The organism is Streptomyces glaucosporus (assembly GCF_039533345.1).
Lineage (GTDB): Bacteria > Actinomycetota > Actinomycetes > Streptomycetales > Streptomycetaceae > Streptomyces > Streptomyces glaucosporus.
Map to the genome: position 1 here is coordinate 348004 of NZ_BAAATJ010000003.1, position 26489 is coordinate 374492.

General features: G+C 76.7%; 19 protein-coding genes and 1 pseudogene. 14 read left to right on the forward strand and 6 right to left on the reverse strand.

The window, feature by feature from the left end; translation table 11 throughout:
- Both malQ and ABD358_RS05820 read right to left on the reverse strand, forming a co-directional pair.
- Nucleotides 1–2196: a 4-alpha-glucanotransferase gene (gene malQ, locus ABD358_RS05815; protein WP_344629746.1), complete on the reverse strand. Its 2196-nt coding sequence runs from the start codon at nt 2194–2196 to the stop codon at nt 1–3.
- Between the two features lie 37 nt (nt 2197–2233).
- A complete protein-coding gene (locus ABD358_RS05820) occupies nt 2234–2488 on the reverse strand; it encodes a hypothetical protein (RefSeq protein ID WP_425576253.1) in 255 nt (84 codons plus the stop codon).
- A 450-nt stretch (nt 2489–2938) separates the two neighbouring features.
- Between ABD358_RS05820 and ABD358_RS05825 the strand changes: the two genes are divergently transcribed.
- Complete coding sequence (locus ABD358_RS05825; protein ID WP_344629747.1) at nt 2939–6223, forward strand: beta-N-acetylglucosaminidase domain-containing protein; 3285 nt, start codon at nt 2939–2941, stop codon at nt 6221–6223.
- A 66-nt stretch (nt 6224–6289) separates the two neighbouring features.
- On the opposite strand, the gene ABD358_RS05830 is transcribed toward ABD358_RS05825, so the two are convergent.
- Entirely contained in the window at nt 6290–6829 is a 540-nt protein-coding gene (locus tag ABD358_RS05830) for an HNH endonuclease (protein ID WP_344629748.1), read from the reverse strand.
- Between the two features lie 193 nt (nt 6830–7022).
- On the opposite strand from ABD358_RS05830, the pseudogene ABD358_RS05835 reads away from it, so the two are divergent.
- The 10 genes and pseudogenes from ABD358_RS05835 to ABD358_RS05880 all read left to right on the forward strand — a co-directional run.
- Nucleotides 7023–7955 (forward strand): annotated as a pseudogene (locus ABD358_RS05835) (mechanosensitive ion channel family protein); the annotation flags it as partial.
- A 522-nt stretch (nt 7956–8477) separates the two neighbouring features.
- Nucleotides 8478–9770: an ROK family transcriptional regulator gene (locus ABD358_RS05840; protein WP_344629749.1), complete on the forward strand. Its 1293-nt coding sequence runs from the start codon at nt 8478–8480 to the stop codon at nt 9768–9770.
- Nucleotides 9767–11053, forward strand: coding sequence for a family 4 glycosyl hydrolase (locus ABD358_RS05845; RefSeq protein WP_344629750.1), 1287 nt, complete (start codon nt 9767–9769; stop codon nt 11051–11053). Before ABD358_RS05840 ends, ABD358_RS05845 begins: the two co-directional genes overlap by 4 nt.
- A complete protein-coding gene (locus ABD358_RS05850; RefSeq protein WP_344629751.1) occupies nt 11044–12117 on the forward strand; it encodes an N-acetylglucosamine kinase in 1074 nt (357 codons plus the stop codon). The genes ABD358_RS05845 and ABD358_RS05850 overlap by 10 nt, the downstream gene beginning before the upstream one ends.
- Before the next feature lie 146 nt (nt 12118–12263).
- Complete coding sequence (locus ABD358_RS05855; RefSeq protein WP_344629752.1) at nt 12264–13682, forward strand: hypothetical protein; 1419 nt, start codon at nt 12264–12266, stop codon at nt 13680–13682.
- Nucleotides 13683–13702: 20 nt separating this feature from the next.
- The gene (locus ABD358_RS05860) at nt 13703–14743 is read left to right on the forward strand and encodes a glutamate ABC transporter substrate-binding protein (protein WP_344629753.1); all 1041 of its coding nucleotides are present in this window, start codon (nt 13703–13705) and stop codon (nt 14741–14743) included.
- A gap of 41 nt (nt 14744–14784) precedes the next feature.
- A complete protein-coding gene (locus tag ABD358_RS05865; RefSeq protein ID WP_344629754.1) occupies nt 14785–16053 on the forward strand; it encodes a hypothetical protein in 1269 nt (422 codons plus the stop codon).
- On the forward strand, nt 16050–18563 hold the full coding sequence (locus ABD358_RS05870; protein WP_344629755.1) for a serine/threonine-protein kinase: 2514 nt from the start codon (nt 16050–16052) through the stop codon (nt 18561–18563). The genes ABD358_RS05865 and ABD358_RS05870 overlap by 4 nt, the downstream gene beginning before the upstream one ends.
- 2 nt (nt 18564–18565) lie before the next feature.
- Nucleotides 18566–20053 carry a protein phosphatase 2C domain-containing protein gene (locus ABD358_RS05875; protein WP_344629807.1) on the forward strand — a complete coding sequence of 496 codons (1488 nt, stop codon included), beginning with the start codon at nt 18566–18568 and terminating at the stop codon, nt 20051–20053.
- 330 nt (nt 20054–20383) lie between these two features.
- Nucleotides 20384–21718, forward strand: coding sequence for an FHA domain-containing protein (locus ABD358_RS05880; protein WP_344629756.1), 1335 nt, complete (start codon nt 20384–20386; stop codon nt 21716–21718).
- Between the two features lie 70 nt (nt 21719–21788).
- Here the strand turns inward: ABD358_RS05880 and ABD358_RS05885 are convergent, their stop codons facing one another.
- Nucleotides 21789–22811, reverse strand: a complete 1023-nt coding sequence (locus tag ABD358_RS05885; RefSeq protein WP_344629757.1) for a methyltransferase domain-containing protein — start codon at nt 22809–22811, stop codon at nt 21789–21791.
- 94 nt (nt 22812–22905) lie between these two features.
- On the opposite strand from ABD358_RS05885, the gene ABD358_RS05890 reads away from it, so the two are divergent.
- The 3 genes from ABD358_RS05890 to ABD358_RS05900 all read left to right on the forward strand — a co-directional run bounded on the left by ABD358_RS05890 (nt 22906) and on the right by ABD358_RS05900 (nt 25202).
- Entirely contained in the window at nt 22906–23634 is a 729-nt protein-coding gene (locus ABD358_RS05890) for an ABC transporter ATP-binding protein (protein WP_344629758.1), read from the forward strand.
- Nucleotides 23631–24701 carry an ABC transporter permease gene (locus ABD358_RS05895; protein WP_344629759.1) on the forward strand — a complete coding sequence of 357 codons (1071 nt, stop codon included), beginning with the start codon at nt 23631–23633 and terminating at the stop codon, nt 24699–24701. The genes ABD358_RS05890 and ABD358_RS05895 overlap by 4 nt, the downstream gene beginning before the upstream one ends.
- 87 nt (nt 24702–24788) lie before the next feature.
- Nucleotides 24789–25202 (forward strand): globin, encoded by a 414-nt coding sequence (locus ABD358_RS05900; protein ID WP_344629760.1) that lies wholly within the window; start codon nt 24789–24791, stop codon nt 25200–25202.
- Nucleotides 25203–25316: 114 nt separating this feature from the next.
- Here ABD358_RS05900 and ABD358_RS05905 read toward each other — a convergent pair whose 3' ends face one another.
- Together ABD358_RS05905 and ABD358_RS05910 are read right to left on the reverse strand one after the other, a co-directional pair.
- On the reverse strand, nt 25317–26048 hold the full coding sequence (locus ABD358_RS05905; RefSeq protein WP_344629761.1) for a DUF8010 domain-containing protein: 732 nt from the start codon (nt 26046–26048) through the stop codon (nt 25317–25319).
- Nucleotides 26045–26485, reverse strand: coding sequence for an acyl-CoA thioesterase (locus tag ABD358_RS05910; RefSeq protein ID WP_344629762.1), 441 nt, complete (start codon nt 26483–26485; stop codon nt 26045–26047). Before ABD358_RS05910 ends, ABD358_RS05905 begins: the two co-directional genes overlap by 4 nt.
- Nucleotides 26486–26489 lie beyond the last annotated feature (4 nt).

The window sequence follows — 26489 nt, forward strand, 5'->3', positions numbered from 1 at the left end:
CTAGCGAACGTCCGGCGGCGCCACTCGTCCAGGGTGGCCCTGGACGCGCCTGCGGGTGCCCTGCCGCCCGTACAGTTCGTCGCTGACCGTCTCCAGGAGGGCCCGCAGCCGGGGCGAGGCGACGAGTTCCTCCAGGGTGACCGGGCGGCCGTCGCCGTCGGCGACGGGCAGTCGCCAGTTGGGGTACTGGTCCCAGGTGCCCGGCACGTTCTGCGGACGGCGGTCGCCCACGCCGTCGGGCAGCCAGACGCCGACCATCTTCGCGGGGGTGCGGGCCAGGAAGCGGTAGACCGCCCTGATCTCGTCCTCCTCGTCGCCCTCGCCCTCCGGACGCAGGCCCAGGCGGTCCAGGTGCGCCACCCATTCGGCGGTCTCCCGGGCGTCCCGGCCGCGCTCCTCGTCCAGCGAGCCGGCCAGCAGGCCGAGCCGGTCGCGCAGTTCGACGTGCTCGCCGCTGAGGCGGGCGGCGGTGCTGGGCAGGTCGTGGGTGGTGGCGGTGGCCAGGCAGTCGGCGCGCCAGTGCCGCGGGTCCAGCGGCTGGGGCGTGTCGCCGGGCGGGGTGTGCCGGTGCTCGTAGTCGCGCTCGAACCACAGCACGGAGGTGCCCAGCACTCCGCGCCCCGCCAGCTCCCCGCGGACCCCGGGCTCGACGGTGCCCAGGTCCTCGCCGATGACGACGGCCCCCGCCCGGTGGGCCTCCAGGGCGAGGACGCCGAGCATCGCCTCGGCGTCGTAGCGGACGTAGGCGCCCTCCGTCGGCGGGCGGCCCTCGGGGATCCACCAGAGCCGGAACTGGCCCATGACGTGGTCGACGCGCAGCCCGCCCGCGTGGCGCAGCAGCCCGGACAGCAGCGAGCGGTAGGGGGCGTAGCCGGAGGCGGCCAGCGCGTCGGGGCGCCACGGCGGCAGGCCCCAGTCCTGGCCGTGGGCGTTGAAGGCGTCCGGCGGGGCGCCGATGGACATGCCGGGGGCCAGGTGGTCCTGCTGCGCCCAGGCCTCCGCGCCGGAGGGGTGGACGCCCAGGGCCAGGTCGTGGACCAGGCCGATGGACATGCCCGCGTCGCAGGCGGTGCGCTGGGCGCGGGCGAGCTGGGCGTCGGTGAGCCAGGCCAGCCAGCAGTGGAAGTCCACCCTGTCCAGCAGGTCGTTGCGGGCGCGGGCGGTGGCGGGCGAGCGCGGGTCGTCCAGGCCGCCGGGCCAGGAGCGCCAGTCGGGGCCGTGGACCTCGGCCAGGGCGCACCAGGTGGCGTGGTCCTCCAGGGCCTGGCCCTGCTCGGCGAGGAAGTCGCAGTAGGCGATGTGGCGGCCGGGGCTGAGGGGGACGGTGCGGAGCAGTTCCAGCGCGCGGAGCTTGAGCGCCCACACGGCGTCGCGGTCGACGGCGCCGTCCTTGGCGAGGGTGGTCTCGCGCAGTTCGGCGGCGCGGGCCAGCAGTTCGTCCGCCCGCGCCCGCGCCTCGCCGCCGAGGTAGGCGTACTCGGGGACCGCCTCGATCCGCAGGTGGACGGGGTCGGCGAAGCGCCGCGAGGAGGGACGGTAGGGGGAGGGGTCGATCGTGTCGCCCGGGGCGGCGGGGACGGCCGCGTGGAGGGGGTTGAGCTGGATGAACCCGGCGCCGGTCGCGCGTCCGGCCCAGGCGGCCAGGTCGGCGAGGTCCGCGAGGTCGCCCATGCCCCAGGAGCGGGAGGACAGCAGGGAGTAGAGCTGGACGAGGAGCCCGAAGGAGCGCTCCTCCAGGGGCGGGAAGCGGTCCGGCGCGACGATCAGGGCGGCCTGCCCGGAGCGGCCGTCGGGCGCCTCGGCGTGCAGCGTGTGGCAGCCCGGTGGCAGCCGCCTGCCGTCGCCGGCCAGCTCCTCCACGCACCACTCCAGGCACTGGCCGTCCTCGGCCTCCACCCGCAGGGCCGTGCCGTCGGGCAGCGGGGGCAGGCCGCAGCGGACGGCCGCGGGTGGAGCCGCGGCCGGCGAGGCGTGCCGGGCCCGTACGACGACGGTGGGGGGAAGCAGCCGGGCCGCCTCCTCGCGCGCGTGGCGCTCCAGGGCCTCGTCGACGGCCTTCGGCGTGGAGGCGTCGACGCCCAGTGCCGCGAGGACCCGTACGACCGTGTCCTCGGGCACCCGGACCGTGCGTCCGGGGGCGGGATCGTAGGAGGTGCAGACTCCGTGTGCCGCCGCGAGCTTCGCCAGTCGGCCCATCTGGATCTCCCTCGGCTCTCCTCGGCCCCCTCGGGAACTAGATGCCCGCGGACTCCGCGGCGTATCCCACCCCGGTCGGCTCGCTGGTCAGGGGAAGCCCGGCGGCCAGGGGAGGCTCGCTGGTCAGAGGGGCGGCGTCGGCGAGCGGAGGCTCGCTGGTCAGGGGGGCTTCGACGTAGTCGTGGACGCAGGAGCCGTCCAGTCCGGAGTCGGGGTCGGAGACTCCGGAGAGGTCGAGCGGCTCCTGCCCCCGTCCGGGCGGGAGGGTCAGCAGATCGGCGGACGTGGCCACAGGGGGCCTCCGTTCGTTTCTCGGTCGGACATCGGGGCCCTACCCACTCGGGAGGGACACAGTCCCCGTCGGCGGAACAATGTGAGCCGGGTCACTCCGGCCCCGGACCGATGATTTCACGGTGCGGCGCGCTTGTCAGCGCAGAGAATTCGCCAGGCGCCGTCGTCGCCTCCAGGATTTGCCGTGCCGGACGGGGCGGCTCTCCGGGCCGCCCCGTCCGGAAACGGATGCGGGACGGACCCGGGAAGCGGCCCCCCGAAGCGGCGCACGGCGGCCCCGCGGCGGCCCCGCGGCGCCGCGCCGCGCCGACAAAGCCGGACACTTCGGCCGCCGCCGTTGACACCTCGCCGCGCCGGTGGTGGGCTCGGTGCGGCCGACGGGCCCGGCCGGCGGCAAGCCGGGCGGGCCGGGACGGACCGGACAGCAGAGCGGGCGAGAAGGGCCTACGACGTGAACCACGCGACGCATGGCCGCGGCGCGCGCCGGACCGGTGCGACGGCGCTGGTGGCGGCCGTTCTCGGAGGACTGCTCTCGGGTGCGCCGGGCGCCCACGCCGCGCCGCCCGCGCCCGACACGGCAAACGGCAGGGCGCCGGCCGCCGACGGCCGGGAGGAGCACACCGCGCAGGACGGCGTCCCGGCGGTCTGGCCCCGCCCGCAGTCCCTGCGGGAGCGGGGCGCGCCCGTCCCCGTCGGCGACGAGGCCACCGTGATCGCCGACGGGGACGCCGACCCCCACGCCCTCGACGTCGTCCGCGACGCCCTGCGCGCGGCCGGCGCGCGCGATGTGCGGACCCTACGGCCGGGCGAGGAGTCCTCCGCCCGGGGCCTGGTGGTCCGGGCCGGGGGCGCCGCCGCGGAGGAGGCGCTGCGCGCCCTGCGCGCCCCCGCGCGCGGCGACCTGCCCCCGGGCGGCTACCGGCTCGCGGTCGGCCGGGCGGACCCCGGCGGCACGGTCGCCCTGGCGGGCGTCGGCGGGGACGGGCTGTTCCACGCCGCGCAGACGCTGCGGCAGCTGGTGGTCGCCGGCGAGGGCGGGCGCCGCGCGTTCGCCGGGGTCGCCGTGCGGGACTGGCCGGCCACGGCCGTGCGCGGCACCGCCGAGGGCTTCTACGGCGAGGCCTGGTCGCACGAGGAGCGGCTGGCGCACCTGGACTTCATGGGCCGCACCAAGCAGAACCGCTACCTGTACGCCCCCGGCGACGACCCGTTCCGCCAGTCCCGCTGGCGCGACCCCTACCCCGCCGAGCGGCGCGCGCAGTTCCGCGAGCTGGCCGAGCGCGCCCGGCGCAACCACGTGGTGCTGAGCTGGGCCGTCTCGCCGGGGCAGTCGATGTGCCTGGTCTCCGGGGACGACCGCCGGGCGCTGCTGCGCAAGATCGACGCCATGGTGGCGCTGGGAGTGCGGGCCGTCCAGCTCCGCTTCGAGGACGCGAGTTACAACGAGTGGCACTGCGGCGAGGACGCCGACCACTACGGCTACGGCCCCGACGCGGCCGCCCGCGCCCACGCCGAGCTGGCCAACGAGGTGGCCGCGCACCTGGCCGGGCGGTACGGGACCGGACGCGGCGCGGTACCGCTGTCGGTGCTGCCGACCGAGTTCTACCAGGACGGCGCCACCGAGTACCGGCGCGTGTTCGCCAGGACGCTGCGCGCGGACGTGGAGGTGGCCTGGACGGGCGTCGGGGTCGTCCCGGCGGCCATCACCGGGGGCGAGCTGGCCGAGGCCCGCTCCGTCTTCCGCCACCCGCTGGTCACGATGGACAACTACCCGGTCAACGACTACGCCGCGGACCGGATCTTCCTCGGCCCGTACACCGGCCGCGACCCGGCCGTCGCCAACGGCTCGGCGGAGCTGCTGGCCAACGCGATGGAGCAGGCGACGGCCTCCCGCGTCCCGCTGTTCACGGTCGCCGACTACGCCTGGAACCCCCGCGGCTACCGGCCCGGGGAGTCCTGGGAGGCGGCCGTCGGCGACCTCGCGGACACCGGCGGGCCGGACGGCTCCCCCGGCGCCTCCTCCGACGGCAGGACCCGCGAGGCGCTGCGCGCGTTCGCCGCCAACAACTCCTCCTCCGTGCTGGACGGCGAGGAGTCCGCCTACCTCGCCCCGCTGCTCGACGCCTACTGGGACGCCCACGCCGGCCGCGACGAGAAGCGGTTCGCCGAAGCGGCCGGACGGCTGCGCGACGCCTTCGCGGTGCTGCGCGAGGCCCCCCGCCACCTGGAGGACGTGGCCGGCGGCGCCCTGAAGGACGAGGCGCGCCCCTGGGTGCGGCAGCTCGCGCGCCACGGCCGGGCGGGCGAGCGCGCGCTGGACATGCTGGCCGCCCAGCGGCGCGGGGACGGCGCGGCGGCCTGGGAGGCGCGGCTGGAGCTGGAGCGGCTGCGCGACGAGGCCGGCAGGAGCGGCGCGACGGTCGGCGAGGGGGTCCTGCCGGTCTTCGTGGACGAGGCGCTGAAGATCGCCGACGACTGGTCGGGCTCCGGCGGCCGGGCCCCCCGGAGCGAGCGCTCCGGGGAGCGGGTGCGCGGCGGCCCCGGCCCGCTGCCCGGATCCTCGCCGGAGGACGCCGCCGACGGCGATCCGGCCACCGCCTTCCGCGCCGCCGAGGCGCCCGCCCCCGGTTCCGAGGAGCTGGAGCTGCGGCTGCCCCGGCCGCGCGCCCTGGAGGCCGTCACCGTCCAGTCCGAGCCGGGCTCGGGCGTCCGCGCCTCCGTCGAGGTCCGCGTGCCGGGCGAGGGCTGGAAGGAGCTGGGCGTCCTCTCCGACCGCGGCTGGACGGAGGTGCGGGCCGGCGGCCTGCGGGTGGACGCCGTACGGCTGGCCTGGCGGGACGGCTCGAAGGCCCCGGTGATCCACGAGCTGACGCCCTGGTACTCCGACGCCCCCGGCGCCGAGCTGGAGCTGTCCCGCACCGAGGCCAACGCCGTGATCGGCGGCGACGCGGCCGTGGTCGAGGCCCGGCTGACCGGCAACCGCCCGACCGACGTGCGCGCCCGGCTGACGGTGCGGGCGCCCGAGGGCTTCACGGCGCGCGCCCCGCGGCGGGTGACGCTCCGGCGCGGCGTCCCGGCGACGGCGGCCGTCGAGGTGCTGGCCGGGAAGGACGTCCGGCCGGGCACCTACGACGTGCCCGTCGTCCTCACCACCGCGGAGGGCGAGGTCCGGGAGGCGACGCTCACCGTCCGCGCCTACCCGCCCACCGGCGGGCCGGACCTGGCGCGCGGCGCGCGGGCCGGCTCCTCCGCCGACGAGACCCGGGACTTCCCCGCCTCGGCCGTCACCGACGGCGATCCGGAGACCCGCTGGTCCTCCCCGGCCGAGGACGGGCAGTGGGTGCAGGTGGAGCTGGACCGGCCGGCCCGGGTCGGCGAGGTGCGGCTGCACTGGCAGGACGCCCACGCCTCCCGCTACCGCGTCCAGGTCTCCGCCGACGGCAGGCGCTGGCGCACGGCCGCGACCGTGCGCGACGGGCGGGGCGGACGGGAGACGGTGCGGATGGCCGCTCCGGCCGACACCCGCTTCGTGCGGGTGGTGGGCGACGAGCGGGCGACCCGCTACGGGCTGTCCCTGTGGTCCGTGGAGGTCTACGCGGTGCGGGACGCCGAGCGGGACGGCAAGGACCCCGAGGGCCCCGGGAACCCCGGGAACCGCGGAGACCCCGGAGACCGCGGGAACGGCGGCGCCGGCGACGGCCGGGGCGGAGGGAGCGCCGGGAGCCGCCGGGAGTGACGGGCGGGCCGGGGCCGGCCCGGGGGCGCGCCCCGGGCCGGCCCCGGAAACAGCGGAGCCCGGATCTCAGGCGGGTGTCCTGCCGTCGATCCGGGCCAGCGCCTCCTCCGCGCCGTACGGCCGCAGGTACGGCAGCCAGCGCGGGTCCCTGTGCCCCGTGCCGATGATCCGCCAGGCCAGGCCCGTCGGCGGCGCGGGTTGGTGCCGCATCCGCCAGCCCAGCTCGGAGACGTGGCGGTCGGCCTTCATGTGGTTGCAGCGGCGGCAGGCCGCCACGACGTTGTCCCAGGAGTGCTGCCCGCCGCGACTGCGCGGAACGACGTGGTCGACGCTGGTTGCGACGCCACCGCAGTACACGCATCTGCCGCCGTCACGGGCGAACAGGGCGCGGCGGGTGAGCGGCACGGTGCCGCGGAAGGGCACGCGTACGAAGCGCTTCAGACGTACGACGCTCGGGGCGGGTATGGCTTGGGTGGCGCTGTGCATCAGGGCGCCGGAATCCTCGAGGCTGGTCGCCTTTCCGTTCAGGACGAGGATGAGCGCGCGGCGGAGCGGTACGACGCCGAGCGGCTCGTACGACGCGTTGAGGACCAGGACATGCGGCACGGTGCCTCCTTGTACGTCGGCGGCGCGTGGCTCGCGCCGGGACGATCTCCCCCAGTGTGTCCCGCGTCCCGGTGGCGGCGCCACCACGATCGCGTAACGCGCTGAGCGTGTTTTCGCCCACACACCGTTTCTCCCCCGCCCCGCCCCGCCCCCATGCCGCGTGCGCCGGGTGCCGAGCCCCCGGCCGGACCGGATGTCCCCCGTTAGTGTTGCAAGGGTGGAATCGATGGACGACGCGCACGAGACGGCCACCAACGCCGCGGGCTGGATAGAGGAGAACTGGGGCGCCTGGCTCGCCGCCGGGCTCCGCATCCTGCTGATCCTGGTGATAGCGGTCGTGCTGCGCTCGGTGATCCGCCGGGCCATCACCCGGTTGGTCGCCCGGATGAACCGCAACGCCGAGGCCGAGGCGAGCGGCAACGCGCTGCGCGGCCTGCTGGTCAACGCCGAGCGGCGGCGCCAGCGCACCGAGGCGATCGGTTCGGTGCTGCGCAGCGTCGCCACGTTCGTGATCATGGGGACGGCGGCGCTGGTCGTCCTGTCGACCCTGGGCATCGACCTCGCGCCGCTGCTGGCCAGCGCCGGCGTCGCCGGTGTGGCGATCGGCTTCGGCGCCCGCAACCTGGTCACGGACGTGTTGGGCGGGATGTTCGTCCTGCTGGAGGACCAGTACGGGGTCGGCGACCGGATCGACGCGGGCGAGGCCACCGGCACGGTGCTGGAGATCGGGCTGCGGGTGACCAAGCTGCGCGGCGACGACGGCGAGATCTGGTACGTCCGCAACGGCGAGATCAAGCGGGTCGGCAACCTCAGCCAGGGCTGGGCGACGGCCTCCCTGGACGTGGAGGTCCGCTCCGACGAGAACCTGGACGAGGTCCGGTCGGCCGTCGTGTCGGCCGGTGAGGAGATGTCCACCACGTCGCCGTGGGACGAGGTCCTGTGGGCGCCGGTGGAGGTGCTGGGCCTGAACTCGGTGACGCTGGAGACGATGGTGATCCGGGTCTCGGCGAAGACCATGCCGGGCAAGGCCCTGCCCGTGGAGCGCGAACTGCGCTGGCGGATCAAGCGGGCGCTGGACGCGCGGGGCATCCGGATGGTGGACGAGGAGTCGCTGACCGCCCTGCGCAAACTGGACGCCGACCTGGAGCACGGCCTGGGCAGGGGGCTGGAGCGCGATCTGGCCAAGGGGCTGGGCCCGGCCCTGGTGAAGGACGGGGGCGGGCCCCTGGGCGCCTCCCCGGCCGCGAGCCCCGCGAAGGCTCCGAAGGCTGCGGCGGATTCCTCCGTGAAGTCCCCCGCGAAGCCACCCGTGAAGTCACCCGTGAAATCGTCCCCGGCCGGCTCCCCGGCGGAGGACGGCGGCCGGACGCCGGCGGCGGAGCCGGCCGAATCCGGGCGGGCCCCGGCGGCCCCGGCGGCCCCGGCGAGGGAGACGGGCGCGGAACCGGGCCGGGGCGCGGGCGGCGGCCGGTCCGCCCCGTAGGCCGGGACGCGCACGGACCGCGCCACCGCACGGGAACGCCCCAGGAAACACCGCGTGGGGGCAACGCGCCGGATCCGGCCGTCCGTTGACGCGTGCCCAGGGCGGGTCTACCGTCCTGTCCCGCACGACTGGAAACTTTCCTGACAGTGGCGGGCGGGAGAGCCGATGGCCGGTACGACCCCGGGCACGCCCCGGGTGCTGCGCGCGATGAACGACCGCGCGGCGCTGGAACTGCTCCTCGCCCACGGCCCGCTGTCACGCGGCCGCATCGGCGCGCTGACCGGGCTGTCCAAACCGACCGCGTCCCAGCTCCTGGCCCGGCTGGAGGACGCGGGCCTGGTCGTCGCCACCGGCACCAGCCGGGGCCGCCCCGGGCCGGGCGCCCGCCTCTACTCCCTCAACCCGGCCGTGGCGCACGTCGCCGGAGTGGACGTCACCGCCGACCGCGTCCGCGCGGCGGTCGCCGACCTCACCGGACGGACCGTCGGCGCCTTCGAGGTGCCCGTCTCCGGGCGGCGGTCCCCCGGGAGCGCCGTCCGGCAGGTGGTGGCCGCCGTGGACGGCGCCGCCGGGGACGCCGGGCTCTCCCGCGACGGGCTGCACCGCGTCGTCATCGGCACCCCGGGCGCCTTCGACCCCCGGACGGGGCGGCTGCGCTACGCCTCCCACCTGCCCGGCTGGCACTCCCCCGCCCTGCAGGAGGAGCTGGCCGCGGCGCTGCCGATGCCCCTGGAGTACGAGAACGACGTCAACCTCGCCGCCGTCGCCGAACAGCGGCTGGGGGCCGCCCGGGGCCACGACGACTTCGTCCTGCTGTGGAACGAGGAGGGCCTGGGCGCCGCCGTGGTGCTGGGCGGACGGCTGCACCGGGGCCACACCGGCGGCGCGGGCGAGGTCGGCTTCCTGCCGGTGCCCGGCGTGCCGCTGATGCGCCGGGTCGCCCGGACGGGCGGCGGGGGCTTCCAGGAGCTGGCGGGCGCCGCCGCCGTGGTGCGCACCGCCCGCGAGCTGGGCCTCACGCCCCCGCCCGGACCGGTGCGGGAGGCGGCGGCGGCCCTGCTCGCCCGGGCGGCCGGGCACACCGGCCCGGACGGCCGGGCGGACGGCGGCCCGGACGGCCCCGGGGGCGAGCTGCTGCGCCGGACGGCCACCGCCCTGGCGACCGGGCTCGCCTCGGTGGTCGCCGTCCTGGACCCCGGGCTCGTCGTCCTCTCCGGCGGCGTGCTGACCGCCGGGGGCGAGGCGCTGCGCACGCTGGTCCAGCGGGAACTGGCCGAACTGGCGGCTCCCCGGCCCCGGTTGGTCCTCGGCGCCGTCACCGGGCACCCCGTGCTCAGCGGGGCCCTGGAGAGCGCCCTGGCCGCCACCCGCGACGAGGTGTTCGACACCTCCCGCCGGCCCGCCGACCCCCGTCGGCTCCCCGATCCCCGCCGTTCCCGAGGAGGAGCAGGCCAGTGAAACTCGCAGTGGTGGGTGGCGGTTCGACCTACACCCCCGAACTCGTCGACGGACTGGCCCGGCTGCGGGACGTCCTCCCCGTCACCGAACTGGTCCTGGCCGACCCGGCCGCGGACCGGCTGGAGGTGGTGGGCGGGCTCGCCCGCCGCATCCTCGCCCGCGCCGGCCACCCGGCCGCCGTCACCACCACCTCCGACCTGGACGAGGCGGCGGCGGACGCCCACGCCGTCCTCCTCCAGCTCCGCGTCGGCGGGCAGGCGGCCCGCGAGAAGGACGAGACCTGGCCGCTGGAGTGCGGCTGCGTCGGGCAGGAGACCACGGGCGCGGGCGGGCTCGCCAAGGCGCTGCGCACCGTCCCCGTCGTGCTGGACATCGCCGAGCGGGTGCGCCGCGCCGGCCCGGACGCGTGGATCGTCGACTTCACCAACCCGGTCGGCATCGTCACCCGCGCCCTGCTGAACGAGGGCCACCGGGCCGTGGGCCTGTGCAACGTGGCGATCGGCCTCCAGCGGAAGTTCGCCGCGCTGCTGGACGTCCGCCCCGGGGAGGTCCACCTCGACCACGTCGGGCTCAACCACCTCACCTGGGAGCTGGGCGTGCGCCTGGGCGGGCCGGGCGGGACGGACGTCCTGCCGGAGCTGCTGGCCCGGCACGGCGGGACCATCGCCGCCGACCTGCGGCTGCCGAGGGCCCTCCTGGACCGGCTGGGCGCCGTGCCCTCGTACTACCTGCGCTACTACTACGCGCACGACGAGGTCGTGGCCGAGATGCGCACCAGGCCCTCGCGGGCGGCCGAGGTCGCCGCACTGGAGCGGGAGCTGCTGGAGATGTACGCCGACCCGGCACTGGACACCAAGCCCGAACTGCTGGCCGGACGCGGCGGCGCCCACTACTCCGAGGCCGCCGTCGCCCTGACCGCCGCGCTGCTGGGCAGCGGCGGAACCAACGACGGAACCGGCGGCGGCAGCGTGCAGGTGGTGAACGTCCGCAACGGCGGCACCCTGCCCTTCCTCCCCGACGACGCGGTGATCGAGGTGCCGGCCGAGGTCTCCCCGGCGGGCGCGGAACCCCTGCCCGTGCCGCCGCTCCCCCCGCTCCACGCCGGTCTGGTCTCGGCCGTGACGGCGTACGAGCACCTGGCGCTGGAGGCCGCCCTCCACGGCGGCCGGGACCGGGTGTTCGCCGCGCTGCTGGCCCACCCGCTCGTCGGGCAGTACGCCCTCGCCGAGGAGCTGACGGACCGCCTGATCGCCCACAACCGGGAGCACCTGGCATGGGCCTGACGTCCGTCCCCCCGGCGGCCGCCTCCCCCGCGGCCGCGGCCCTGGCCGTCGACGCGGGCAACAGCAAGACCGACGTGGCGCTGGTCGCCGGGGACGGAAGCGTCCTGGGCGCCGCGCGGGGCGGCGGGTTCCGGCCGCCGGCGGCCGGGGCGGAGGCGGCCGTCGAGGCCCTGGGCGAGACCGTGGCCCGGGCGGCTAGGGACGCGGGGTTGGACGCCGACGCCGTCGGCTCGGGCGTTCCCCTGGCCGAGCACGTCTCGGCCTGTCTGGCCAACGCCGACCTGCCGCGCGAGGAGCGGGAGCTGGCGGCCCTGGTCGACGGCCGCGGCTGGGGCCGCACCGGCGAGGTCGTCAACGACACCTTCGCGGTCCTGCGCGCGGGGCTGCCCGACGACGGCTCGGTGCGGCACGGGGTCGCCGTCGTCTGCGGCGCGGGCGTCAACTGCGTCGGGGTCGCCGGGGACGGCCGCACCCACCGCTTCCCCGCCCTGGGCCGGCTCTCCGGCGACTGGGGCGGCGGCGGGGGGCTGGCCGAGGAGGCGCTGTGGCACGCCGCCCGCGCCGAGGACGGCCGGGGCGGGGACACCGAGCTGGCCCGGGCGCTGCCCGCCCACTTCGGGCTGCCCAGCATGTACGCGCTGATCGAGGCGTTCCACCTGGGCGACCTCCCGGGCGCGCGCCGCCACGAACTCGTCCCCGTCCTCTTCGAGGCGGCCGACGGCGGCGACGCGGTCGCCCGCGCGCTGGTGCGCCGCCAGGCCGAGGAGATCGTGGCCATGGCCGCGGTCGCGCTGGAACGCCTGGACCTGCTCGGCGCCCCCACTCCGGTCGTGCTGGGCGGCGGCGTCGTGGCGGCCCGTCACCGGCTCCTCCGCGACACGCTCCTGGAGCTGTTCGCCGAACGCGCGCCCCTGGCCGTAGTGGACACCGTCACCGCGCCTCCGGTGCTCGGCGCCGCGCTGATGGCCCTGGACCGCCTGGGGGCCGGGCCCGCCGCCTGCGCCCGGCTGCGCGCCCACTACGCCGCGCCGCCCGGCGGTCCGGGTGGCGCGGACGACCCGTGAAGATCGCGATCAGAACAAGATCATGAGAGGAACGGTGCCGTCGCCGCTCCCGGCCGCCATACTGCTGGACGGGGCTCCTCCGGCTCCGCCGCCCGGGGAGGACGCGGGGCCCGGTGCGTCAGCGACCGAGGGGGAGGTCCCGACCAGTGACACAGCCGCCGAGCGGCCCGCCCGCGACCCCCGCGGCCCCCTCCGTGCCGGCGCCCCCGGGCGCGTCCGGCCCCGGCTCCTCCGCCGTCCCCGGACCGCCGCGCCGTACGGCCTGGGCCGAGGGCGCGGCCAGGCTGCGCGCGGCGGCGGTGACCGAGCCCGGACGGCTGCGGATCATCGGAGCGGCCCTGGCCGCGCTGGTGCTGGCGTTCGGGGCGGTGACCGCCTGGCAGGTCTCCGGCCGGGCCGCCGCGGCCGGAGACGCGCTCCACCACAGCCAGCCGCTGAGCGCCGACGCGGCGAGCGTCTACCGCTCCCTCGCCGACGCCGACACCACCGCCGCGGCCGCCTTCCTGGCCGGCGGCGACGAGCCGCCCGAGCTGCGCGAGCGGTACGAGCGGGACATCCGCACCGCCTCCCGGCTGCTGGCCGAGGCGGCGGCCAACAGCGGCCTGTCGGACCGCGGGCGCGCCGAGGTCACCGAGCTGAACCAGCGGCTCCCCTTCTACACCGGCCTGGTGGAGACCGCCCGCGCCAACAACCGGCAGGGCCTGCCCCTGGGCGGCGCCTACCTGCGCCACGCCAGTGAGCAGATGCGCACGGAGCTGCTGCCCGCCGCGGAGGCGCTCCACCGGTCCGAGACCGCCCGGCTCGGCCGGGACCACCGGGACGCGCGCTCCTGGCCCGTCGCCGCGCTGCTCACCGGGGCCGCCGCGCTCGCCGCGCTCTGCTGGGCCCAGCGCCGCCACTACCTGCGGACGAACCGGGTGTTCAACCCCGGGCTGCTGGCCGCGACCGCCGCGACGGCCGCGGCTCTGCTGTGGCTGGTGTCCGCGCACGGCCTCGCCCGGTCCGCGCTCGACGCCTCCGACCGGTGCGGCGCCCGGTCGCTCCAGGTGCTCAACGAGGCGTGGACGGGCGCCCTGCGGGCCCGCGGCGACGAGAGCATGACGCTGGTGGCCCGCGGCGGCGGCGCCGCCTACGAGGAGAGCTACCGGAAGGGCATGGCCGAGGTCGCGGGCGGCGCGGACGGAGAACCCGGCGGACGGCTGGCCGAGGCGCTGGCCCTGGCCGACGACGAGGAGGGGCGCCGGCCGGTCGAGAAGGCCCTGCGGGCCGCCGCCGACTGGCGGGAGCACCACGCGGCCGCCCGCGAGTCGGAGAACGGCGGCCACTACGACGACGCGGTCGACACGGTGATCGGGCCCGGCCCGGACAGCGCGCGGGGCGCGTTCGACGCGGTGGAGGCCGGCCTCGCCGAGGCCGTGCGGCACGAGCAGCGGGAGTTCGAGCGGGCCGCCGGGCGGGGGCTGGACGCCCTCGGCGGGCTGCCCGCCGGGGCCGGGGCGCTGTCCGTGCTCGGCGCCGCGGGCGTGGTCCTGGGCATCGGCCGCAGGCTGTCGGAGTACCGGTGAGGAGCGGCGGAGGAGCGCATGTGAGAACACCTGTGGCACCTGTGGCGCCCGGGCGGGGCCCCCGGAGGGGCCGGGCCGGCACGTCCGTCGCCGTGGCGGTGGGCGGGCTGACCCTGTCCGCCGTGCTGCTGGTCCAGACGGTGCTGTCCGCGGCGGCGCCCGTGCGGCCGCCCTCGGACGGCGACCGGGGGGCGGAGCGCGGGCCGGGCGCCGCGCGGGCGGCGCCCGCAGCCGAACGGGAGACCTGCGCCGACGGCAGCGACCCCGCCGAGAGCCTGCGGCCCTCGGCGGAGGCCGGGCCCGCGGTCCGGCGCATCCAGCGTGCGGGACGGCTGGTGGTCGGCGTCGACCAGAACAGCTACCTGTGGGGCTACCGCGACCCGTCCACCGGCGGCATCACCGGTTTCGACATCGACCTGGTGAAGGCCGTCGCCGAGGACCTGCTCGGCGACGACCCCGAGATCGTCTACAAGACCATCCCGACCGACCAGCGCATCCCCGCCGTGCGAAGGCGCGAGGTGGACATGGTGGTGCGCACGATGTCCATCACCTGCGAGCGGCGGAGGCAGGTGGCGTTCTCCACGGCGTACTTCGAGGCCGGGCAGCAGATCCTCGTCCCGAAGTCCTCGCCGGTCACGGGGTTCGACGGGACGCTGCGCGGCAAGAGGCTGTGCACCGCGGCCGGTTCGACCGCGCAGACCCTGCTGGAGGAGGACGACGGGGGCGCCCTGCCCGTCTACGTCGGCAACCAGCTCGACTGCCTGGTGCTGCTCCAGCTGGGCGAGGTGGACGCGGTGATGACCGACAGCGCCCTGGCCGCCGGGCAGGCCGCCCAGGACCCCTCGGTGCACCTCGTCGGCGAGCCGCTGACCGTCGAGCCGTACGGCATCGCGATGCACCTGGAGGACGAGGATCTGGTGCGACGGGTCAACAAGGTGCTGGAGGACTACCGCCGCGGCGGTGGTGACAGTCCGTGGATGGCCTCATACGAACGGTGGCTCGCCGACAAGATGGAGACAGCGGAGCCGGCGCCCCCGGCTCCGGCGTACAGGGACCGATGACGCGCCGGGTACGTCCGGCGACGAGAACGGCGAGGTGATCGATGGGGGACGGCGGAGGTCCGGAGCCCGGCGAACCGGTGATGAGCCGGGAGGAGGTGGACCGTGCCCTGGCACGGCTGGACGCGGAGCACGAGGCGCTCGAAACGTCCCTGCTCTCGCTCCAGGACCACGCGGGGCGCAGGCTGCTGGAGGGCGCCGGGCCGACGGGCGTCACCAAGGAGCGGTGGGCGCGGGCCGAGGAGGCCATATCGCTGCTGTGGACGCACTTCGAGGCCTACACCGCCGCCCTGGAGTCGCTCCGCGGACTGCGCGCCCGGCACCGCCGGCCGACGCCCGGCGGCCTCGCCGAGCTGACCGCCGCGCTGCGGAACCCGTCGGTGACCGTCCCCGGCGGGGACGGCGAGCGGATCGGCCTGGCCGAGCTGGTCGACCGGATGAACGGCTGGTACGCCCAGGCCCTCGACGTGGTCGCCGCCGCCGACTCGGTGTGGTCCGCCCTGCCCGCCCGGATAGACATGCTCTCCGCCGAGCTCCAGCGCGTCCGCTCCCTGGCGCACTCCGTCGGCGTGCGCCCCGGGGAGCACCCGGCGGGCGACGAGCTGGAGCGCACCACCGAGGAGCTGGCCTCGCTGCGCGCCGAGGTGGTCGCCGACCCGCTGGCCTTCTGGATCCCCGCGGGCGGGAGTTCGGCCCCCGGCGGCGGCCGTCCCGACACCGGGCGGTACGACCGGGCGGCCCGCGCCCTGGAGGACGTCCGGCGCGAGATCGACGCCGTGCTCCAGGTGCGGCAGGACGCCGAGCAGCGGCTGATGCGGCTGCGCGACGTCCTCTCCCGCGCGGACCGGACCCTGGCGGAGGCGCGCACGGCGCGCGGCGAGGTGCTGGCGAAGATCGCCGCCTCCGAGGTGCCCGCGGTGAGCGGGCCCCCGACGGTGCTGTACGAGCAGTTGGAGGCCGCCGTCGAGCACCGGCGCCACGCCCGCTGGCACCGGTTGTCGCCGCTGCTGGAGAGCCTGGAGGAGCGCGCGGAGGAGGAGTTGGAGCGGGCCCGCGCCTCGCTGGCCGCGGTGACCGCGCCGCTGGCCGTCCGCGCGGAGCTGCGCGGCCGGCTGGACGCGTACCGGGCGAGGGCGGCCCGGCACGGGGCGGCGGACGACCCGCTGCTGTCGGAGCGGTACGACGCCGCGCGGCGGCTGCTGTGGAGCGCCCCGTGCGACCTGCGGGCCGCCGAGCAGGCGGTGCTGCGCTACCGGCAGGCCGTGCTGGAGATCCTGGAGCCGCCGTCCGGCGGGGAGGGGGAGGTCCGGTGAGCGCGCCGGCCGGAGCGGCACGGGCGTGCCGGCGACCCGGCTGCGGAGGCACGTACGAGGACGCCGGCGGCGGGCTGTACTGCGGCGCCTGCGGGACGGCGCCGCCGGTCGCCCCGGACGGCACGGTGGCCTCCCCGCCGACGAGCGCGCAGGGCGTCCCGGCGGCCTTCCGCTCCCCCGGGCCGCCGCAGCCGTCCCCGGAACCGCCGCAGCCGTCCTCGGAACCGTCGCAGCCGTCGTCCGGGCGGCTGTCCGGGCGGCTGTCGGACCGCTCCTCGGGGCGGCCGGTCTCCGCGCGCAGCTCCCGCTCGTCGTCCTCCTCCGCCCGCGGCGCGCTGGGCGCCGGGCTGGTGTCCGTGCCCCCGGTGCCGCGTCCGGACCCGCGGACGGCGGTGCTGGAGAACCCGGAGGTGCCCGAGCGGAAGCGGTTCTGCGGCAACCACGGGTGCGGCGCCCCGGTGGGGCGCTCGCGGCGCGGGCGGCCGGGCCGTGCCGAGGGCTTCTGCACCCGGTGCGGGCACCCCTACTCCTTCGTCCCCAAGCTGCGGCCGGGCGACGTGGTGCACGGCCAGTACGAGGTGGTGGGCTGCCTGGCGCACGGCGGCCTGGGCTGGATCTACCTGGCGGTGGACCACGCGGTCTCCGGCCGCTGGGTGGTGCTCAAGGGCCTGCTGGACACCGGCGACGAGGACGCCATGGCCGCGGCGATCTCCGAACGGCGGTTCCTCGCGGAGATCGAGCACCCCTCCATCGTGCGCATCCACAACTTCGTCGAGCACCTGGACCGGCGCACCGGCAGCCTCGACGGCTACATCGTGATGGAGTACGTCGGCGGCAGGTCGCTCAAGGAGATCGCCAACTCCCGCCGCACGCCGCAGGGACGCCGCGACCCGCTGCCGGTCGAGCAGGCGTGCGCGTACGGCATCGAGGCGCTGGAGGCGCTCGGCCACCTCCACGCCCGGAACCTGCTCTACTGCGACTTCAAGGTCGACAACGCCATCCAGCAGGGGGACCGCCTCAAGCTGATCGACATGGGCGCGGTCCGGCGGATGGACGACCACGAGAGCGCGATCTACGGAACGGTCGGCTACCAGGCGCCGGAGGTGACGGAGACGGGCCCGTCGGTGGCCTCGGACCTGTACACGGTGGCGCGCACGCTGGCCGTGCTGACCTTCGACTTCCAGGGCTACACCACCGTGTTCGCGCACAGCCTGCCGGGTCCGGAGCACATCGCGGTCTTCCGGCGGCACGAGTCGTTCCACCGGCTGCTGGTGCGGGCCACCGACCCCGACCCGCAGCGGCGGTTCGCCTCGGCGGCGGAGATGTCCGAGCAGCTCATGGGCGTGCTGCGGGAGATCGTGGCGCTCCGGACGGGCGAACCGCGGCCTTCGGCGTCCACCCTGTTCGGTCCGGAGACGAGGGCCGTGGACACCCAGGTGCTGGCGCCCGCCGCCGGTGACACCTCGCTGCTGGGCGTCCGCGCGCCCCGGCGTCCGCGCCGGGGGCGCGTTCCGGCGGCGCACTCCGTCGTGAGCGCGGGCGCGGTGGATCCGGCGCCCGCGCCGAAGCCGCTGGACGCGCGGGCGGCGGCACTGGCGCTTCCGGTTCCCCTGGTGGACCCCGCCGATCCGAACGCCGGGTTCCTCGCGGGTCTGCCGGCCGCCGAACCGGCCGAGCTGATCGCGGCGTTGAGGGCCGCGCCGGCCGACTCGGCGGAGCGGCGGCTGCGGGAGCTGCGCGCATGGCTGGAGGCGGACGGCGCGAACGGCCGCGCGGTCGCCGCCGGAATGCTGGCCGAGCTGGAGGAACGGCACGGCGACGACTGGCGGGTGGTCTGGCACCGGGGGCTGTACGCCCTGGCCGCCGGCGACCGGGAGACGGCCGCGGCGGCCTTCGACGCGGTCCACGGCGCCTTCCCCGGCGAGCCCGCCCCCAAGCTGGCGCTCGGCGTCTGCGCCGAGGCGCTGAAGTGCTGGGAGGACGCCGAGCGCTACTACCGCCTGGTGTGGGCGACCGACCGGAGCTGGGTGAGCGCCGCGTTCGGCCTGGCCCGGGTACGGTTGGCGACCGGTGACCGCCGCGGCGCCGTGCGGACGCTGGAGTCCGTGCCGGAGTCCTCCGTCCACCACACGGCCGCGAGGGTGGCCGCCGTACGGGCCCGGCTGCGGCGGCGCTCCCCCTACGAACCGCTGCTGGAGGACCTGCGGGCCGCCGCCCGCGAGGTGGAGCGGCTGCGGGACGCGGGTCTGGACGCGCTGCGCCGCGAACGGTTGACCGCCGAGGTACTGGGCAGTGCGTTGGACTGGGTGCTGGCGGGCCGGCAGGGCGCGCCCGCGCCCGCCGGTCCGGGGCGGCTCCCGCCCCTGCTGGGCTGCGAGATGGACGAGACAGGGCTCCGCCTGGGGCTGGAACGCTCGTTCCGGCTGCTCGCCCGGCTCGCGCAGACCGGCGCCGAAAGGATCGAACTGGTGGAACGGGCCAACCGTCTCCGCCCCAGAACGTGGGTGTGACCATGCCGCAGCTCGACCAACTCTCCGTCTGCCCTCGCTGCGAGGAGCCCATCGAGGAGGGCGACCGCTTCTGCGGTGCGTGCGGTGCCGACCTGGCGGCCGTGGTGAACGGCCCGCGACCGCCGGAGCCGCCGTCCGTGCCGCCAACCGTGCCTCCGGTGCCGCCGATGCCCCCGGTGCCGCCGTCCGTGCCTCCGATGCCCCCGGTGCCGCCGATGCCCGCGGCGCCCCCCGCCGCGCCTCCCGCCGAGGCCGCCCGGCCCGCGCCGGCCGGCGAACCGGACTTCACCCTGCCGCCGCCCGCCCCGGGCCCGGACCCGGTGCCGGGTCCCCGCCCGGTGCCGGACCCGCCGGACGCCCACAGGGCGCCGGACACGTCCCAGGCCCCGCCCGCCCCGGCTCCGGACGAGGACCCGCGCCTGCTCGGCGACGCGCCGTCCGCCGGCCGGGAAACGGGCGGGGGCGCGGCCCCGGAGGGGGACCGGCGGCCGGCGTGCGCCGCCTGCGGCGCCGGAGCCACCGGCCCGGACGGCTCCCCCGGCTCCGGCGACTCCCCCGACTCCCCCGGCTCCGGCGGCGGGGCGGAGGGCTGCGGGCACTGCGGACACGTCCGGCCGCGCGAACGCGACCATCTGGAGCGGGCGTCGGAGGGGGTGGCCGCGGTCAGCGACCGCGGGCTGCGCCACCACCGCAACGAGGACTCCTTCGCCGTCGCCACCGCCGCGCTGCCGGACGGATCGCCGGCCGTGATCGCCGTCGTCTGCGACGGGGTGTCCTCGGCGACCCGGCCCGACGAGGCCTCGGCCACCGCCGCCGGGACCGCCTGCGCGTCGCTGGCCGACTCGCTGCCGCGCGGCGCCCGGGTCCGGGAGGCCGTCCACGAGGCCCTGGTCGCCGCCGCCGAGGCCGTCAGCGCCATGGCCACGGAGGAGGAGACCCAGGACCCGACGCGGAACGCCCCGGCCTGCACCATCGTCGGCGCGGTCGTCGCCGGCGACCTGCTGACCGTCGGCTGGATCGGCGACAGCCGCGCCTACTGGGTGCCCGACGACCGCTCGGCCCGGCCCGCGCGGCTCACCGAGGACGACTCCTGGGCGGCCCAGATGGTGGCCGCGGGCCTGATGGAGGAGGCCGAGGCGTACGCCGACCCCCGGGCCCACGCCATCACCGGCTGGCTGGGCGCGGACGCCTACGAGATCGACCCGCACACCGCCGCGTTCGCCCCGGACCGGCCGGGCGTGGTGGTGGTGTGCACCGACGGGCTGTGGAACTACGCCGAATCCGCCGAGGAGATGGCCGCCGTGGTCCCGCCCGACGCCGCCGCCGACCCGCTGCGGTGCGCCCGCCACCTGGTGGGGCACGCGCTGGACTCGGGCGGGCACGACAACGTGACGGTGGCGGTGGTGCCGTTCCCCGCCCCGTCCGACGGGGCGGGGAACGGCGGGACGGTGTCCGGCCGGGCGGTGGACGCGGGACGCGCCGGGGCGTAGCGAACGTCACACGGACGGTGGAGCCGCGGCGGGCGGGGAGGCCCCGGACGGGGCACGCCGGGCGCGGGCCGGCCGGATCCGCCCGGCTCTTCCGGGGCGGACCCGGCCGTCCGGCGGGCGCACCGGGCGGCGGGACCGCCGCGGTTCCGCCGTGGTTCCGCCGTCAAAGGGGGTGGACGTGATCGGCGCGCAGCCCGGTACTGTTCGACTGAGGGCGAACGTCTCCGAGGCCGGCGAGGCGGCGCCCTCGGTGCGGTCCACCAGGACGGTCCGCGCCTGCACGCGAGCCACCCGAGCGACACGGAACTGCACGGAGGGGGAAGGACCGACATGCCTACCTGCCCGAACGGCCACCAGTCGGCGGCCGACGACTGGTGCGAGGTGTGCGGCCACCGCATGGCCTCCGCTCCGGGCGCCCCCTCCGGTGCCTTTCCCCCGCCCCCTCCGCCGCCCATGTCCGGGCACCCGCCGATGGGGCAGCCGATGCCCGGCCAGGGCGGCTACGGCTACCCCGCGCCGGGCGGCGACGCCACGATGCAGGCGGAGCTGTGCCCGCGGTGCCGTACGCCGCGCGACGGCCACGCGCCGTTCTGCGGGGAGTGCCGGTACAACTTCACCGCCCCCTCCCCCGCTCCCGCCGGCTACGCCTCGCCTCCTCCGCCGGCCCCGCCGTCCCAGGCGCCCGGCGGCAGCATGGGCGGGCTGAACCTGCCGCCCGGCTTCCAGCAGGCGGGCCCGCCCGGACCTCCGCCGCCGCCCGCGCCGCCGCGGCAGATGGACTACGAGCCCTCCGGGCCCGTCCCGCCGGGCCGCCCCGAGCCGCTCGCGCCCGAGCCGCCGAGGCCCCAGCCTCCGCAGCCGATGGTCCCGCCTCAGCACCACACGCCGCCTCCGTCCGGACAACCGGAGTACGCCCGTGCCGACTTCGGGCAGCAGCCCGGCCGGCCCGGCTACGGCTACCCGCAGCCACCGCACCAGCAGCCGCCCCACCAGGCCCCGCAGCCGCAGTCCGGCGGGAACGACGACTGGACGCTGCCGCCGCCCGGCCCGGTCCCGACCGCGCCCGGCCCCGGGCAGCACGGCGGCAGCGGTTACGGACAGCAGGAGCAGGGCTACGGCTATCCGCAACCGCCGCAGCACCAGGCTCCGCAGCCCCCGCAGCACCAGGCCCCGCCCCACCAGCCTCACCAGCACCAGAACCCGCACCAGGACCCGCACCAGCAGCCGCCGCACCACCAGCAGGGGCAGCCGCAGCAGCCCTCGACCTGGATGGTGACGATCGGCCCGGACCGCGAGTACTTCACGGCGATGATGCAGCGCAGCGGCCCGGAGGCGGCCGGCCTCAGCCTTCCTGCGTACTCCGCCGAGCAGCGGGTCCAGCTCACCGGGCCCCAGGTCACCATCGGCCGCCGCCGCCACTCCACCGGCGAGTCGCCCGACATCGACCTGGGCCGCTCCCCGGAGGACCCGGGCGTCTCGCATCAGCACGCGGTGCTGGTCCAGCAGCCCGACGGGAGCTGGGCCGTGGTCGACCAGGACTCCACCAACGGCACCACCATCAACGGCGCCGAGGACCCGATCCAGCCGTTCGTGCCGGTCCCGCTCAAGGAGGGCGACCGGGTGCACATCGGCGCCTGGACCACCATCACCCTCTACCGGGGCTGACGCCGGGGCGGGCACCCCGCGCCCGGCGGACCCGCGCCGGGACGGGCCGGCGGGCGGACGCCGGCCCGCGTCAGCCCCGTGTCAGCGGCCAGCGGTCCGGGCCGGCGGGGTCGTCCAGCCAGACCCACTGCTCCTCGCCGCGCACCGTCACGCCGTACCGGGTGCGGTCCGGGCGACCGGCACGCCGCCACGTCTCGTAGGCGGCGGCCGGGTCCGGGCCGCCGCCGGTGAGGGACAGCAGGAATCCGAACGACTCCGTGCGCAGCGCCTCGCGCGGCAGGTCCCCGGGATCGACGCGCGGACGCGGCGGGACGTCGGCGCGCAGGGGGACGAAGTAGGCGGGGACGTCCAGGAAGCGGCCCTCCGCGTGCCCGGCGTCCGCCACGCGGAGGGCGAGCAGACCGGTGGCCATCGGGGTCAGGATGCGCGCGCCGGGCCTGCACTGGGCGGTCCAGGCGGGCGGGACGGTGTCCGGCGCGCAGGTCGCGATGATCCGGTCGTACGGCCCCCGCTCCGGGCAGCCGCGGGTCCCGTCCCCGGTGACCACCGCGGGGCGCCTGCCCGCCGCCGCCAGCCGCTCCCGGGCCTGCCGGGTGATCTCCGGGTCCAGATCGACGGTGGTCACGTGCCCGTCGCCCAGCCGGTGGGCGAGGAGGGCGGCGTTCCAGCCGGTGCCGGTGCCGATCTCCAGGACGTCCATGCCGTCCCCGACCCGCAGTTCCTCCAGCATCATCGCCATCAGGGAGGGCTGACTGGAGGAGGAGACCGGCTCGCCGTCCCGCAGCAGGGTGGCCAGCGGCGCGTCCTCGTACACGCCCGTCAGCCACATCTCCCGGCCGAGCGGGTCGGGGTCGTCGTGCCGCCGCCGTTCGTACCCGCCCACCCGCGGCACGTAGTAGTACGGCACGAACAGGTGGCGCGGCACGGCCTCGAACGCGGCCTTCCAGGCCGGGTCGGTCAGCGCGCCCTCCGCCTCGATCGTCCGCACCAGCGTCCCGGCCAGGGTCCGGGCCCGCGCGGCGAGTTCCCCGTCCTCCCGGTCCACCCGGTCCACCCGCCGTCCGGCGCCCTCACCGCCGTTTTCGTCCCTCATGTCTCCACTGTGCTGCGACCGGAAGGATCGCGCGAGATCATCCGGGACCGTCCGGCTACCCGGAAGGTGATATTCCGCCGTTACGCTCCGTCCCATGACCACCGCTGCGATCACAGTCGAGGGACTGCGCAAACGGTACGGGGACGTGCAGGCCGTCGACGGGGTGTCCTTCACCGTCGAACGCGGCGAGTTCTACGGCATCCTCGGACCGAACGGCGCAGGCAAGACCACCACCCTGGAGATCACCGAGGGGCTGCGCAGGCCGGACGAGGGCGAGGTGCGGCTGCTGGGCGAGTCGCCCTTCCCCCGCAACCCGGCGCTGCTGCGCCGGATCGGCGTCCAGCTCCAGGCCTCGGCGTTCTTCGAGAAGCTGACCGCTCGCGAGCAGATCCGCACCTTCGCCTCCCTGTACGGGATATCCGCCGAGCGCGCGGACGCCATGCTGGAGACCGTCGGCCTGGCGGAGAAGGCCGGCACCCGCGACGACAGGCTCTCCGGCGGACAGGCCCAGCGGCTGTCCATCGCCTGCGCCCTGGTCCACGACCCGGAGCTGGTCTTCCTCGACGAACCCACCACCGGTCTCGACCCGCAGGCCCGCCGCAACCTGTGGGACCTGCTGCGGGCCATCAACGACGAGGGCCGCACGGTGGTCCTCACCACGCACTACATGGACGAGGCCGAGGCGCTGTGCGACCGGGTCGCGGTGATGGACCGCGGCCGCGTCCTGCGCGTGGGCGCCCCCGCCGACCTGATCGCCGAACTGGGCGCGGACTCGCTGGAGGACGTCTTCCTCCAGCTCACCGGACGGGAGTACCGCCTGTGAACACCAAGGCGTTCGCCAGCCTCTCCAAGGCCATGACCCTGGGGCTGCTGAGGGACCGGACCGCCGTCTTCTTCATGCTGCTGTTCCCCCTGATGTTCCTGCTCCTCCTGGGCACCCTGCTCAAGAACGACTCGGTGCCGCGCTCGGAGATCGTCCAGATCGGCCGGGTGGAGGTGCTGGACTCCCTGCCGCGCGAGACGCGCGAGGAGCTGGGCGACTTCCTGGAGGTGCGGAAGTCCCGCGACCGCGAGCGGGCCCTGGAGGAGGTCCGCGCGGGCGACGTGGACGCGGTGGTCTGGCAGGACGGCGACCGGGTGCGGATGCGCTACTCGGCGGCCGACCCGACGCGCGCGGGCAATGTGCGGGCCGTCATGAACTCGCTCGTCCAGCAGGCCAACATCGCCGCCACCGGCCGTCCCCCGGCGTACGAGCTGAGCGCGGGGCAGGTGGAGGACGAGTCCCTGAAGCCGATCCAGTTCCTCACCCCGGGCCTGCTCGGCTGGGCGGTGTCGATGAGCGCGGTCACCGGGTCGGCGCTCACCCTGGTGAACTGGCGCAGGAAGCGCATCCTGCGCAGGCTGTGGCTCGCCCCGGTCGGCGCGGGCTCGGTCGTCGCCGCCCGCGTCGGGGTGAACGTCGGCCTGGCCCTCCTCCAGACCCTGGTCTTCGTCGGTGTGGCGTCCGTCCCGTTCTACGGCCTGGAGCTGACGGGCCACTGGTGGCTGTCCCTGCCGCTGGTCGTCTGCGGCACGCTGGCCTTCATGTCCATGGGGCTGGTCGTCGGCGCCTGGGCGAAGACCGAGGAGTCCGCCAACGGCGTGACGCAGCTCGTCATCCTGCCGATGGCCTTCCTCTCCGGCGCCTTCTTCCCCCTGGACAACGCACCGGCCTGGGTGCGGACGGTCTCCGAGGCGATGCCGCTCAAGCACCTCACCGAGGCGATGCAGGGCGTCCTCTCCCGCGGCCAGGGCTGGGACGCCGCCCTCCCCGCCATGGGTGGCCTGCTGCTGTTCGCCGCGGTCCTGACGGCGATCGCCGCCAGGCTCTTCCGCTGGGACGACGCGTAGCGGCACCGGCCGGGCACGGGCCCCGGCGGAGGACCGGCGACGGGAGCCGTCCTACGTCCCCCGTCCTCCGCCGGGGCATCTGCGACCATGGGGGGCGTGATGGAGATTCCGCGCGGCAGCTTGCAGACGCAGACCTTCTTCGAACAGGTGGGTGGCGAGGAGACGTTCCGGCGACTGGTGCGCCGGTTCTACGAGGGCGTCGCGGAGGATCCGCTGCTGCGGCCGATGTACCCCGAGGAGGACCTCGGACCGGCCGAGGAGCGGCTGGCCCTGTTCCTGATGCAGTACTGGGGCGGGCCGAGGACGTACAGCGAGCAGCGGGGGCACCCCCGGCTGCGGATGCGCCACATGCCCTTCACCATCGACCGCGCCGCCCACGACGCCTGGCTGCGGCACATGCGCGACGCCGTGGACAGCCTGGACCTGGAGCCCGAGCACGAGCGGCAGCTGTGGGACTACCTGGTCTACGCGGCGGCCTCGATGGTCAACGCCCCGGACTGAGCGTCCGGGGCGTCGCGGGACGTCACAGGGCCTCGTGGGACGTCGCAGGGACGGCGTCGCGGGGCCGGCGTCACGGCACGGGCGTCACGCGGCACCGGTCCGGTGTCCGTCCCGTCACAGCGGGCTGACGCTCAGACCCGTGCCGCCGCCCCGGCGCACGGCCGTCGAGCCGTAGGGGGTGCGCAGCCGCAGCCACGCACCGGCGGCGAGCACGGCCACCCGAGGCCCCCCGGCCCCGGCCGGGCCGCCCCGGCCCACGAGGCCGTGCGGTCCGGCGGCGACGGCGGGGGCGACCGGCCGCAGCATGCCGAGCGCCTGGGCGGCGTGCACGGCGCGCAGCGGCAGCCCCGTCCCGCCGCCCAGGGGGCGGGACCAGATCTCCTCGGCGAGCGCGTCCATCGCCTCCCGGGTGCGTTCGGCGGGCGGCAGCGCCTCGCTGCGCCGCCGGAACTCGGCGACCACGGACGCGGCGGCGGCGCGGACCGACTCGTAGGGCAGGTCGCCCACCGGCTGCCAGCCGCCGCGCGGCGGCAGCATCCCGGCCCACGGCGGTCCGGTGACGGCTCCGGGGACGGACACCGCCCCGGCCTCCTCCTCGACGCCCTCCAGCAGCTCTCCCGCGGAGACCGTCGCGTCCAGCTCCACGGGCTCCGACAGCCGGGCCGTCCGCACGGCCAGCACCTCGAACCGGGCCGGGCGGCCGAAGACGCCCAGGACGCCGTCGCCGGTGCCCCGCAGCCGTACCGCCGCGTTCTTCTCCCAGCGCAGCAGACGCCCCAGGAAGGCGGCGAGTTCCACCGCCTCCCCGGGGTCCGCGAACACCAGGCGGGATGGCCGGCCGGTCATGCGGCGCCGACTCCCGTCGCGCTGTCGTCCAGGTACTCCTTGAGGAACGCCCTCTCCGCGTCGGTGAGGCGCCGGGGCCGCTCCTTCTCCAGGTCGTAGGGGACCACGACCGTCGAGGCCCGCACGTAGACGGTGCTCCCCTCCCCGGCGCGGTCCCTGACCTCGTAGGCGACCGTCAGCGACGCCGCCCCGATCCGCGTCACCCACATCTCCACCGTGACCGGCTCGGGCCGGTGCTTCAGCGGCTTCACGTAGGTGATCTCGTGACTGGCCACCACCGAACCGCCGGTGAAGGACTCGGAGTCCGCCTGCCGCGCCAGCCGGAACATGAAGTCGATCCGCGCCTCTTCCAGGTACCGCAGGAAGACGACGTTGTTGACGTGCCCGAAGGCGTCCATGTCCGACCAGCGCAGCGGGCAGGGGAATACGTGTCGCAACTGT